General features: G+C 63.9%; 12 protein-coding genes and 1 tRNA gene. 4 read left to right on the top strand and 9 right to left on the bottom strand.

Features of this window, described 5'->3' with window-relative positions; all coding sequences use genetic code 11:
- Positions 1-119: 119 nt before the first annotated feature.
- Entirely contained in the window at positions 120-3,656 is a 3,537-nt protein-coding gene (gene mfd / locus ACR65W_RS15180; RefSeq protein ID WP_434500363.1) for a transcription-repair coupling factor, read from the bottom strand.
- Positions 3,653-3,922, bottom strand: coding sequence for a succinate dehydrogenase assembly factor 2 (locus ACR65W_RS15175; protein WP_434497183.1), 270 nt, complete (start codon positions 3,920-3,922; stop codon positions 3,653-3,655). Before ACR65W_RS15175 ends, mfd begins: the two co-directional genes overlap by 4 nt.
- A 202-nt stretch (positions 3,923-4,124) precedes the next feature.
- On the opposite strand from ACR65W_RS15175, the gene ACR65W_RS15170 reads away from it, so the two are divergent.
- The 3 genes from ACR65W_RS15170 to ACR65W_RS15160 all read left to right on the top strand — a co-directional run bounded on the left by ACR65W_RS15170 (position 4,125) and on the right by ACR65W_RS15160 (position 6,505).
- Positions 4,125-4,201, top strand: a tRNA-Asp gene (locus ACR65W_RS15170).
- A gap of 347 nt (positions 4,202-4,548) precedes the next feature.
- Positions 4,549-4,890 carry a hypothetical protein gene (locus ACR65W_RS15165; protein ID WP_434500362.1) on the top strand — a complete coding sequence of 114 codons (342 nt, stop codon included), beginning with the start codon at positions 4,549-4,551 and terminating at the stop codon, positions 4,888-4,890.
- A 328-nt stretch (positions 4,891-5,218) separates the two neighbouring features.
- Entirely contained in the window at positions 5,219-6,505 is a 1,287-nt protein-coding gene (locus tag ACR65W_RS15160; protein WP_434500360.1) for a DUF2254 domain-containing protein, read from the top strand.
- Between the two features lie 5 nt (positions 6,506-6,510).
- On the opposite strand, the gene ACR65W_RS15155 is transcribed toward ACR65W_RS15160, so the two are convergent.
- Positions 6,511-6,702 (bottom strand): DUF6494 family protein, encoded by a 192-nt coding sequence (locus ACR65W_RS15155; protein WP_175092519.1) that lies wholly within the window; start codon positions 6,700-6,702, stop codon positions 6,511-6,513.
- 202 nt (positions 6,703-6,904) lie between these two features.
- The gene (scpA, locus tag ACR65W_RS15150; protein ID WP_434500359.1) at positions 6,905-9,067 is read right to left on the bottom strand and encodes a methylmalonyl-CoA mutase; all 2,163 of its coding nucleotides are present in this window, start codon (positions 9,065-9,067) and stop codon (positions 6,905-6,907) included.
- Positions 9,068-9,293: 226 nt separating this feature from the next.
- On the opposite strand from scpA, the gene ACR65W_RS15145 reads away from it, so the two are divergent.
- Positions 9,294-9,527, top strand: a complete 234-nt coding sequence (locus ACR65W_RS15145) for a hypothetical protein (RefSeq protein WP_434500358.1) — start codon at positions 9,294-9,296, stop codon at positions 9,525-9,527.
- A gap of 56 nt (positions 9,528-9,583) precedes the next feature.
- Here ACR65W_RS15145 and ACR65W_RS15140 read toward each other — a convergent pair whose 3' ends face one another.
- From ACR65W_RS15140 to ACR65W_RS15120, 5 genes are all read right to left on the bottom strand, one after another.
- Entirely contained in the window at positions 9,584-10,039 is a 456-nt protein-coding gene (locus ACR65W_RS15140; RefSeq protein ID WP_196401818.1) for a phosphate-starvation-inducible protein PsiE, read from the bottom strand.
- Between the two features lie 121 nt (positions 10,040-10,160).
- Positions 10,161-10,841 (bottom strand): MOSC domain-containing protein, encoded by a 681-nt coding sequence (locus ACR65W_RS15135; RefSeq protein WP_434500357.1) that lies wholly within the window; start codon positions 10,839-10,841, stop codon positions 10,161-10,163.
- 34 nt (positions 10,842-10,875) lie between these two features.
- The gene (locus ACR65W_RS15130) at positions 10,876-11,214 is read right to left on the bottom strand and encodes a c-type cytochrome (protein ID WP_434502781.1); all 339 of its coding nucleotides are present in this window, start codon (positions 11,212-11,214) and stop codon (positions 10,876-10,878) included.
- A gap of 41 nt (positions 11,215-11,255) precedes the next feature.
- On the bottom strand, positions 11,256-11,684 hold the full coding sequence (locus ACR65W_RS15125) for a universal stress protein (protein WP_434500355.1): 429 nt from the start codon (positions 11,682-11,684) through the stop codon (positions 11,256-11,258).
- Positions 11,685-11,776: 92 nt separating this feature from the next.
- Positions 11,777-12,292, bottom strand: coding sequence for a phage tail protein (locus tag ACR65W_RS15120; protein ID WP_434500354.1), 516 nt, complete (start codon positions 12,290-12,292; stop codon positions 11,777-11,779).
- Between the last annotated feature and the right edge of the window lie 34 nt (positions 12,293-12,326).

Below are 12,326 nucleotides of genomic sequence, written 5' to 3'. Positions count from 1 at the left end.
GCGTATAAAATGCTACTTTTTCATGTCGCAATTTCTACAGTGTCGTTTGCGCCGTTTTGCCGCAGTTTTGTTTTCGCAGCTGCGAAAGAATGCGCCGCAGCGAAGGAAATTCGGCAGGGCTAAGCCGCCTTCTTCTCCGCGATCTCGACGAGCGCGCGCAAAATCCGGCGCGTGCCGGCGAGGCGCTGTTTCGTGTTCTCGAATTCGCGGATAAACACCACGCGCATGTCGGGACGCACCTTGGCGCTTGTCCGCTGCTCCGCGACATAACGCACGAGCCCGGCGGGATTGGCGAATTTATCTTCGCGGAACGCAACGATGACGCCCTTCGGGCCGGCGTCGATCTTTTCGACGTGGGCGCGCCGGCAGAGCGCCTTGATCGCGACGATCTCCAAGAGCTGCTCCACTTCCGGCGGGATCGGACCGAAACGGTCGATCATCTCGGCGGCGAACGCTTCGATGTCTTGATCCGTTTCGAGCGTCGACAGACGGCGATAGAGCTGCAGGCGCAGCGTGAGGTCGGCGACATAGTCTTCCGGTATCGTCACCGGCGCGCCGATCGCGATCGTCGGCGACCAGACTTCCTCCTGCGGCTCCTCGACTCCAGCCTTCAGCAGCGTGATCGCATCGGCGAGCATCTGTTGATAAAGCTCATAGCCCACCTCCCTGATATGTCCCGACTGCTCCTCGCCAAGCAGATTGCCGGCGCCGCGAATGTCGAGATCGTGACTGGCGAGTTGGAAGCCCGCGCCAAGCGTATCCAGCGACTGCAGCACGTCCAGCCGCTTTTGCGCCTGAGGCGTGATCGTGCGGTTGGCGGGCGTCGTGAACAGCGCATAAGCGCGCAATTTGGCGCGCCCGACGCGGCCCCGCAGCTGATAGAGCTGCGCCAGGCCGAACATATCGGCGCGCCAGACGATCAGCGTATTGGCGCGTGGGATGTCGAGGCCCGACTCGACGATCGTCGTCGACAGCAGAATGTCGAATTTGCCGTCGCAGAAGGCCGACATCTTGTCCTCGAGTTCGCTCGCGCTCATCTGCCCATGCGCCGTGACGAATTTCGACTCAGGCGCGTTTTCGCGCAGAAACGCCGCGGCCTCCTCGAGGTCCTCGATGCGCGGACAGACGAAGAAGGCCTGGCCGCCGCGATAGCGCTCACGCAGCAGCGCTTCACGCACAATGAGCGAATCGAAAGGCGAGACGAAACTGCGCACCGCCAGCCGGTCGATCGGCGGCGTGGCGATGATCGAAAGCTCGCGCACGCCCGTCATCGCGAGCTGCAGCGTGCGCGGTATGGGCGTCGCCGAGAGCGTCAGAACATGCACCTCGGCGCGCAACTCTTTCAGCCGCTCCTTGTGGCCGACGCCGAAATGCTGCTCTTCGTCGATGATGACGAGTCCAAGATCCTTGAAGCTCACCGTCTTGCCGAGCACGGCATGCGTGCCGATTAAAATCTCGATGCGGCCGTCGGCGAGGTCCTTCTTCGTCTCGCGCGTTTCCGCGGCGCCGACCATCCGCGACAAGCGTCCGATGCGCACCGGCAGGCCCGCAAAGCGCTCGCTGAACGTCTTGTAGTGCTGGCGCGCAAGCAAGGTGGTGGGCGCAACGACGGCCACCTGCTTGCCGTTGATGGCGGCGCAGAAGGCGGCGCGCAGCGCGACCTCGGTTTTGCCAAAACCAACGTCGCCGCAAACCAGTCGATCCATCGGCCGGCCGGCGGCGAGATCATCGAGCGTCGCATCGATGGCGGCGAGCTGATCCTCGGTTTCATCATAAGGAAAGCGCGCGCAGAATTCGTCGTAGAGTCCTTCCGGCGCAACGAGCTTGGGCGCCTCGCGCAGCTGCCGCTGCGCCGCAATTTCGATGAGCCCTTTGGCCATTTCGCGGATGCGTTTTTTCATCCGCGACTTGCGCGACTGCCAGCCGGCGCCGCCGAGGCGATCGAGCTGCGCTTCGGCGTCCTCGCCGCCATAGCGCGTCAAGAGCTCGATGTTTTCGACCGGCAGATAGAGCTTGTCGCCGCCAGCGTAGTGGAGTTCGAGGCAATCATGCGGCGCGCCGGCGGCGGAGATCGTCTCGAGGCCGATGAACCGGCCGATGCCGTGATCGACATGCACGACGAGATCGCCGGCGGCGAGCGCGGCGACTTCGCCGAGGAGATTTTCGTTGGGCTTGCGTTTGCGGCGGCGACGAACGAAGCGATCGCCAAGAATGTCCTGCTCGCCCAGAACCGCGTAAGCATCCGTCTCGAAGCCGTGTTCGATCCCGAGAACAGCTACGGAGACGGCCTTCGACAACGCCTGCGGAAGGGACGCGACGCGCGCCAAATCGGGCAAGCCGTGTTCCGCGAGCACATGGCCGAGCCGCTCGCAGGAACCCTCGGACCAGCCGGTGACGATGACCGTTCTGCCCGCGTCGCGCAGCGCCGCGACATGATCCGCGGCCGCCTGGAAGACATTGACGTCGGGCGTGTTGCGCTCCGGCGCAAAGTCGCGCCCTGGCCGCGCGCCGCAGTCGATGGCTTTCTGGCCTTCATGCGCGGCGAAAGGCGTGAATTGCGCCGCAGCGCGTCCCTCGATGGCGGCGCGCCATTCGTCAAGCGACAGGTAGAGCGCGCGCGGTTCCAGCGGTTTATAGTTTGAGGCGGCGGGATCGAGTTCATGCGCATATTTGCGCGCGTCGTAATAATCCTCGATCTGCTTGACGCGCTCCGCCGCGGCGTCCTCGACAAGCGGATCGAGCACGACAGGCGCCTCGCCCAGATAATCGAAGAGCGTATCCATCCGCTCGTAGAAGAGCGGCAGCCAATGCTCCATGCCGTGGAAGCGCCGGCCTTCGCTGACAGCCTCATAAAGCGCGTCGCCGCGCGTCTGCCCGCCAAAGCGCGCGGCGTAGGACTGCCGGAAGCGGCGCATCGTCTCGCTCGTCAGCCGCAATTCGCTCATGGGCGTGAGGTCGAGCGAACGGAGCTGCCCCGTGGCGCGTTGCGTATCGGGATCGAACGAGCGGATCGATTCGAGCGTTTCGCCAAAGAAGTCGAGACGGATCGGAGCCGGCAGCCCCGGCGGATAAAGATCGACAATGCCGCCGCGTTGCGCATATTCGCCGGTTTCGCGCACCGTGCTGGCGCGCAAATAGCCGTTCGACTCGAGCCAAAGCGCCAATTCGTCGAGCTTCACGACATTGCCGGGCGCGGCGGCGAAGCTTTCGGCGGCGACCATCTTTTGTGGCGGAACGCGCTGCAACAGGCAGTCGACGGTCGTCGTGACGACGCGCGGACGTTCGAATGAGGATTTTGCCCGCGTGAGACGCGAAAGCGCCGTCATGCGCCGCGCCACGACGCCGGCGTGCGGCGACACGCGATCGTAGGGCTGGCAGTCCCATCCTGGTATGTCGAGAATTTCGACGTCGGGATTGGCGAAACGCAGGGCGTTGCGAAAGGCCGCCGACCGCGCGCCGTCGCGCGCGACATGCACGAAGACCGCCGCGTGTCCTTCCGACTCCCGCGCGAGCGCGCGCGCAAGATCGGCGCTGACGAAAGCGTCAAAGCCGTCCGGCGCATGGGCGAATATCAGCCTTTCGCCTTTGACGAGACCGCTACGCGCCGCTTGAAGTCCTGCCGCCGCTTTCTTGAGCTTTGTCGCAGCCGCGCTCAATGGATCGGCCCGTCGTGTTGGTGAAAGGCGATGATCTGCCGCAGAACCGGCGTGTCATGCTCGGCCGGCGGCTGTTCCGCCCCCGACAGCCATCGGAACACCGCGGCGTCGGGCAGGTCGAGCAGAGCCTCGAGTTCGTCCAGCGCCTGCGCGGGAAGCGTCTCGACGCGCGCGTCGACGAAGCCACCCAACAGGATGTCCATCTCGCGCATGCCTCGCCGCCAGGCGCGCACCCGGATGCGCCGCCTGCGCATGTCGTCGTCCAACGTCTGTCTCCTTATATGGCGCGAGGCTTAATGCAGGCGCAAAGGAAAGGCAAAGGAAGGCCAGGGAAAGACGCCGAGCAGCGGGGCGCGCGCACGGCTTGCCCGGCCCCGCGGCGCTTCGTCTGAGACTCCGCGTTGGCGAAGTTCCTTGACCTCAAGATGCGGCTGCGCTATCTGGCGCCTCTCGCGTGCGCGCGCTCGCGGGGGAGTAGCTCAGTTGGTTAGAGCGCCGGCCTGTCACGCCGGAGGTCGCGGGTTCAAGTCCCGTCTCTCTCGCCATCCCGTAAATCGAGAAATCTCTGCAAATCGCGGCTCGGGCGCTTTTTTAATTTGTCGCCGAGTTAGCGCATTTTGTTCTTGGCTGTTTTGTCCGAATTGAATTTCTGGTTGAGTTTAAAAAACCTTTGTCGTTTCGGCGTCTGTGCGAATTCACTCGGCTTTTTGAGCCGACAAGCTGCCTTCGACTCCCGGCCATGCTGTGTCGCCGGCAGGCGGCCGGTCTCTCCCACCGCAAAGCAAACACCTGGAGCCCGCCTTTCGCCGCTTAACGGTCGACGGAACAAGGAAATCAGGCTCGCGTTAGACGGGGTGGCCGGGGGCCTTGTCAGCAACCTGGAGATTCCGAAATGAAAAGCTCACGCAAGCTGCTCACCACGGCGCTCGCCGCAACCATGCTTGTTGGCGCCTTGTCAGTCTCCACTCCCGCCTCCGCGTGGCACCGTTGGGGTTGGGGGCCCGGAGCGGGCTACTGGGGCTACGGCGGATGGCGGCGTCCAGCCTGGGGCTACGGCCGCTGGGGATATGGCAGATTGGGCGTAGGCGCAGGACTGGCGACCGGCCTCGCGCTCGGGGCGGCGGCGAGCGCCCCGTACGGCTATGGCTACCCTGGCTACTACGGCGCGGCCACCCCGGGCTACTACGGCGCAGCTGTCCCCGCCTATGGATACGGCGGCTGCACATGCTGGTAAGCGGTTTCCACTCCAGACCCGGTTAAGATGATGTCTTAATAGTAAGACAGTGCAGCCGCGCAATGCGCGGTTGCATTCCAGCGCCACCGGGGCTGACGAATTCTTCCGCCCGACGACGCGACTGCGAGGCGCCACGCGCACGTATTCGTCGCAGCCCTCTTCCAATTCGCTTAGCAACTTATAAGGACGCCGGCTTATCTTCGCCGGCCAAGCGCTACGCTCCCTCACCGCCCCGCCTTCGCCTGAATTGGTCCGCTGTGGCTTGGCTCCCGGCGCGCGCTATTTGCCCCTCTTGAGCTTCGACGCGGCGCTTAAGAGGGAATGGGACATGCAAAGTAAGTGGGCCTGGCGGCTGTCCCATTTCTTCCAGCAATTATGGGTGCGGGTCACGCTTTACGCGATCGTCGCCTGCGTCACGGCCTTCGCCGCCTTCCTGTTGCGCACCTATGTGCCGGAATGGATCGACCAGGAGCTCGGCGCCGACGCCATCGAAAGCGTGCTGACGATACTGGCCTCCTCGATGCTGGCGGTGTCGACCTTCTCGCTCGGCATCATGGCGGCCGCGATCGCGAGCGCCGCATCGAGCGCGACGCCGCGCGCAATACAGCTTCTGCTCGAAGATAAGACCTCTCAAAAGGTCATCGCGACGTTTCTCGGCGCATTCGTCTTCAGCCTCGTCGGAATCGTCACGCTCAAAATGGGGATGTACGGCGGCGCCGGACGGCTTCTGCTGTTCTTCGTCACGCTCGCGGTCATCGCGCTGATGTTCTGGAATTTCATTCGCTGGATTGATCTGCTGCGCGTATTCGGCCGCTTTTCGGACCTTCTGCCGCGGGTGGAGAAGGCGACCGCCGAAGCGCTCGAGGAGCGGCTCGAATCGCCATACCTCGGATGTAACCCCTCAACCGAGCCGCCGCCCGAGAACGCGACGCCGATCCATGCGGAGCGGCCGGGCTATGTCCTGCACATGGACCTCACGGCGGCGCAGGAAGCGGCGGAAGAGACAGGCGCGACCGTGTGGATAGAGGTGAATCCCGGCTCCTTCGCGCATCGCACCAAGCCCCTGTGTTACGTCGCATGTCCGAACATCGAGCACGAGCGGCTCAAGGAGCTGACGGAGACTCTGCGAGGCGTTTTTTCCATCGGCGACAATCGAACCTTCGAGCAGGATCCCCGATTTGGCCTGATCGTCCTTAGCGAAATCGCTTCGCGCGCGCTCTCGCCGGCGATCAACGATCCCGGCACGGCGATCGACGTGCTCACGCGGGGCGCGCGCCTGCTCGCTCTGTGGGAGACCCGCAGCGAAGCGGAAGTGAACTTTCCCAACATCTATTTGCCGCCGCTCGACGTCGGCGACATGTTCGAGGATTTCTTTCGCCCCATCGCGCGCGACGGCGCCGCCTTGGTCGAAGTGCAGATCTGGCTGCAGAAAATCCTGCTCGGTCTGGCGCGCGATGATGAAACGACCTTCGGCAAGGCCGCCCTCCGCCAGTCCGCGGACGCCCTGGCGCGCGCGGAAGCAAAACTAACCCTCGAGTCGGAAAAGCAGCAGATACGCGCGCTCGCTGCACAGATCGACGAGGCCGCGCGCTTCGTCGAGGCGCCGACGATCTGACCGGCTCAGCGAACGTCGATCTCGGTTTCGACGACGTGGTTGAGCGGCGTGCCTTCCGCCGTCAACGCCATGCGCAGCTTCAAGCGGCCATTATCGACCTTGTGCTCGCGCACGATGCGCTCGATCTCGCGCTGCGAGGTGACGCCCACCTCCTTGAGAAATTTGCGCACGGCCATGTTGAAAGCGTCTTCGTCCATCGTGCTTCTCCCGACTTCGCGCAATTTAGATAACGCTTTTTTGTAGCGCTGCTATTGCCCCCTCAGCCCTCCCCCGCTTCGCTACGCCCGCAGGAGAGGGAGCGGATTGCGCTCGTCAAGCAGGATGATGCGAAATCGTCGTGAGCGTCCTCTCTCCCGCGATAGCGGGGGAGGGACAGGGAGGGGGCGGTAAACCCGTCAGTCACCCCGCCTTCGCCACTTCGCGCTGCGCAAAGCCCAGACGGATATTCAACTCGTACAGCAACTTCTCCGCCGCCAGCGGAATATTGGTGCCGGGCGGGAAGATCGCCGCCGCGCCAGAATCATACAACGCCTGGAAATCGTCGGGCGGGATGACGCCGCCAACGACCATCATGATGTCGCCGCGCCCGGCGCGTCTCAGCGCGTCACGCAGTTCCGGCGTCAGAGTCAGATGGCCGGCGGTCATCGTCGAGACGCCGACGATATGCACGTCGGCTTCCGCCGCTTTCCTGGCGACTTCGTCGGGCGTCGCGAAGAGATCGCCGATGACGACGTCGAAGCCCATGTCGGCGAAGGCCGAGGCGATGACCTTCTGGCCGCGGTCATGGCCGTCCTGACCCATCTTGGCGACGAGAATGCGCGGTTTGCGCCCTGTGTTGTCTTCAAAGTCGCGCGTCATGCCGATGACGCGGCCAAGATGAACGCTCTCCTTGCCCGCCTCGCGCGCATAGACCCCCGAAATCACATTGGCCTTCGGCTGATGGCGGGAGAATATTTTTTCGAGCGCGAAAGAGATCTCGCCGACGCTGGCCTTCGCCCGCGCCGCCTTGACCGCGAGATCGAGAAGATTGGCGCCCGATGTGGCGCCGTCGGTCAGCGCGTCGAGCGCTGCTTGCGTTTTCGCTTCGTCGCGCTCATCACGCAGCCGCTTGAGCTTGTCGAGCTGCGCGGCGCGCACCGCGGCGTTGTCGACTTTGAGCACATTGGGCTTGGCGTCGTTCACGGGCTGATATTTGTTCACGCCGACGACGACCTGCGTTCCGCTGTCGATGCGCGCTTGCGTCTTCGCGGCCGCCTCCTCAATGCGCTGCTTGGGCACGCCCGCGGCGATCGCCTTCGCCATGCCACCCAGAGCTTCAATCTCCTCGATATGCTTCCAGGCCCCCTTGGCGAGCTCCGCGGTCAGGCGCTCCACATAATAAGAGCCGCCCCACGGATCGATGATGCGCGTCGTGCCGCTCTCCTCTTGCAGCACGATCTGCGTGTTGCGCGCGATGCGCGCCGAGAAGTCGGTCGGCAAAGCGAGCGCTTCGTCGAGCGCATTGGTGTGCAGCGATTGCGTATGCCCTTGAGTCGCCGCCATCGCCTCGACGCAGGTGCGAATGGCGTTGACGTAAACATCCTGCGCCGTCAGCGACCAGCCGGAGGTCTGGCAGTGCGTGCGCAGGGTCATGCTCTTCTCGGACTTGGCGCCGAGATCCTTCATCAGCCGCGCCCAGAGCAAGCGCGCGGCGCGCAGCTTCGCGACCTCCATGAAGAAATTCATGCCGATGGCGAAGAAGAAGGAAAGACGCGGCGCGAAGGCGTCGATGTCGAGGCCGGCCGCGACGCCGGCGCGCACATATTCGACGCCATCGGCGAGCGTATAGCCCAATTCGAGATCGGCCGAGGCGCCCGCCTCCTGCATGTGATAGCCGGAGATCGAGATCGAGTTGAACTTCGGCATATGCTTGGAGGTATAAGCGAAGATATCCGACACGATGCGCATCGAAGGGTCGGGCGGGTAGATGTAGGTGTTGCGCACCATGAATTCTTTGAGGATGTCGTTCTGGATCGTGCCGGTCAGCTTTTCGGCCGGCACGCCCTGCTCTTCCGCCGCGACGATGAAGAGCGCGAGAATCGGCAGCACCGCGCCGTTCATGGTCATCGACACCGACATCTGATCGAGCGGAATGCCGTCGAACAGCGTGCGCATGTCATAGATCGAGTCGATCGCGACGCCCGCCATGCCGACGTCGCCCATCACGCGCGGATGGTCGGAATCATAGCCGCGATGGGTCGCAAGATCGAAGGCGACGGAGAGGCCCTTCTGTCCGGCGGCGAGGTTGCGCCGGTAGAAGGCGTTCGAGTCCTCGGCCGTGGAGAAGCCGGCATATTGGCGGATCGTCCAGGGCTGGGCGACATACATCGTCGGATAGGGTCCGCGCACGTAAGGCGCGACGCCCGGATAGCCGTCGACGAAGGCGAGGCCCTCGATATCCTGCGGGCCATAGGCGTTCTTCACCTCGATTCCTTCCGGCGTCAGCCAGCGGCGGGGCTTTGCCTCCTGCTCGGGCGCAACGGGCGCAAAGGGGATCGATGCAAAGTTCGGTATCGCGGACATTCTTTCCTCGGCTATTTGCCGTTTTCTCTTAGACCAGAGCGGCCTGTCTCGCAAAGCCGTGGCAGCAAAGGGCAGAGCGCGGCGATTTGAAGCGCGGCGGGTCAGTCCCCGCTCGGCGCACCGCCCTCCCTCCTCGCCGCCCTCTTGCCCTGATCGCGGCAGGCGGGTCACAATCAGACTCCCGGCCGTTCGCCTTCGTCCAAAACCCCAACCCAGGAAAAATTACATGCGCCATTCCCTAAGCCTGTTGCTGATCGCCCTCTTCGCCAGCGTGGCGCCCGTGCAGGCCATGGCGGGAAACGATATTCCCGACGAGGTGAAGGTGAGATGCAAGGCCGATTATTCGAGGCTGTGCAGCGGCGTCATGCCTGGCGGCGGGCGCATCCTCGCCTGTTTTCAGGCGCATAAGGCCGAAGTCTCGCCGGACTGCGCCGATGCGCTCTCCAAGATGAAGAACTGACGCGCAGTCTCCCGCGCTTCCGCCGCTGACGGCGGGAGCGCGCCTCACCGGCGCGTTCAGCCGTCCACGCCGTCCGACGCATTGGAGGAAAATCGCGCCGAGGCGTAGCGAATCGTTAGGACGGCGAGCGAGAGAATGAGCGTCGCGCCCGCGAGGATCAGTATGCCGACGTCCGGGAGCGATTCCGTCTGCACATAGCCGATCATGTGGCGGGTGAGCGCCGTGATGCCGACATAGAGGAGAAAGCGCACCGGCATGTGGTTGGTGCGGAAATAGATGCCGACCATCGAGCCGATTTCGAGATAGATAAAGAGCAGCAACAGGTCTTCGATCGAAGCGTGACCCTTCGTCGCCATTTCGAGAAACGCTTTCGCCGCCGCCCAGACCGTTGCGCCGCCAATCGCGAACAGTCCCAGAAGGTGAAAGACTTCGGTGAGCAGGTAGCCGATCGGATCCATCAGATCCAGCAATCGACGCACCGCCGGGTGTTGCTTCCTGTCCAAGTCTTTCATCGCCCGCCTACAAGGTATGTGAGCGCCCAGCATGGTCGAAGGCCGCAGCGTCAACGTCGCGCATGGCGACGCCGGGCGCAAATGACTTTGTCACCAAAGCGCCTTACGTCTGTCGGCCAAGCTATCCCCCGAGCCGCCGCCTCCAGTCTTCGACCTTGCGGCTTTCGAGTCGCCTGCGCGCGAGCGCCCGCCAGCTTTCCGCCAGTTCCGGCAGCGCGGCCATCTCAGTGAGTTCGTCGAAGGCGCGCGGCCGCACGTAGAGCAAGGCGAAAAGCCGGGCGAGCGGCCATTCGGCACGCGGCCGCTCCATAAGCCGCAGATTGTCGCCCGGCTGCGCCGCGCCCGTTTCGAGAACGCGGTAATACCAGCCGCAGCGCATCGCCTCCTGGGTGCGCCGCGCCATGTCGCGCCGGCCGAAGCGGAAATTGAGGGTCAGACAGGGCTGTCGTCCCTGGCTCACCTGCAGGCGCGCGCCGCCGAGCGCGAAGACGTCGCCGACGCAGACCTCAGCTTCGGTGAGCCCGCTCGTCGAAATGTTCTCGCCAAAGGCCGGCGCAACGAATTCGCTCGCAAGTTCCGGCAAATCCGCGCGCCAAGCGTCGTAATGCTCGCGGGGATAGTGGTGCAGCGCTTTCTCGGCGCCGCCATGATGACGCCGATCCGCCTGCAGATCGCCGACGAGCCCTTCCGACTCGATGCGCCAGGGCGGCTCAAGCGGCGCCTTGCGGATCGCACTTATGCGGCCTGGGGCGATCTCGCGCGGGCGCCCCGCATAGAGCCTGTCGATAGGGAGTTCAACCATCGCGATTCATTCCCGCGCCAGCGGTCGCGCAGGTCTACCTCTGGATGGAGTTGAGATAGGCGAGCAGCGCTTCGATCTGCGCGGCGCTGAGCCGGAACTGCGGCATCTCGACGCCTTCATGGCCGACGACAATGCCCTCGGCGAGCGCCTCCTCGAGATTGTGCAGCGGATATTTTCGCGCGAGATCGCGAAACGGCGGCGACTTGGGATTGGCGCTGACGCCGCGCGGGCCGACCGCATGACAGCGGCCGCAATTTGCTTGCGCGATCGCCCGTCCGCGCTTCAGCAGCTGGGCGTCGACAGGCGCTTTCGCCGCGGCGCCGGCGGCGAACAAGAGGCAAGTCGTAATCGCTACAGGCGCGAATCGAAGCATCCTCGAAGTCTAGCCGCGCGCCCCGAGCCTGTCACCGCGTCCTATTTGCGCACGACAAGCACCGAACATTTGGCGTGACGCACGATGGTCTTGGCGTTGGAGCCGAGCAGATAGGTCGCCATCGTCGGGCGATGCGAACCGACCACGACAAGGTCGGCGCCCCATTCCTCGGCCTCGGCGAGCACTTCTGGGTAGACGGCGCCGAAACGCACGATCGAGGAAACGCGCTCCGCCGGATAGGCGATTTTTGCGCGCAACGCTGCGAGGTCCTTTTCGGTCGCCTCGCGCATCTCCTCGTCGAAATTGGGCGGAATGTAGTCGATGAAGGCCACCGGAACGAGCGGCTGGACATTGACGAGCCGAAGCTCAGCCTCATGCTCCACTTTTGCGAGCGCCACCGCCGCGTCGAGCGCGAGCTGCGTGACCTCCTCCTCGCCGATCTCCACCGCCACCAGAATTTTCTTATACATCCCCGCCTCCCGATGCGCGCGGCGTCTACGCCGACTCACTCCTTCATAGCGCGACTGTCGCCGCCGAGCCACAGCGCCGCATCCGGCGAAGGTCAATCGTAGGATGGCTCCGCTGGCTCGGTGACGGAAAGGTCTCGTTCCCAGCCTTCGTTTTCGAGCACGAGCCGCTGAATGGCGACGGCCGAGCCATTGGCGTCGAGCGTCGGCAGCGCCTCGAAGCAAGACGGCCAACAGCGGCGGATGACATAGGCGATCGCCACCTGGCCGGCTTCGTTGAGAAGTTCGAGGACGACGTCCTTGCGGAAATCCTTGAGCGAAGATTCAACGCCCGCCGCGCCGTCAAGACTCCAGACCTTGTTCACCCAGCGCTCAAATTCAAGATCATGCGAGACGCCGCGTTCGACGACGATCGGCGCGAAGGTCGTCACGCCCGGCAGCTTGCGCGCCAGCGACGGCCCGCCGCCTTCCCGATATTCAATAACTTCAGTCGTGCGCCGCAACGACCCGACGAGCGAGACGCCCGCGACATAGCGTCCGTCCCACTTCAATCGGAACTTGAAGTTTTTGTAGGGATCGATGCGGGCGGCGTTGACGGTGAATTGCGACATTGAACTCCCCTCGAGCAATTCGCGCGCATGCGTG

The sequence above is a fragment of the Methylocystis sp. genome (assembly GCF_051062815.1).
Classification (GTDB): Bacteria; Pseudomonadota; Alphaproteobacteria; order Rhizobiales; family Beijerinckiaceae; genus Methylocystis.
The sequence above is the reverse complement of the archived record's forward strand: the minus strand, read 5'-3'. Positions and strand labels throughout refer to the sequence as shown.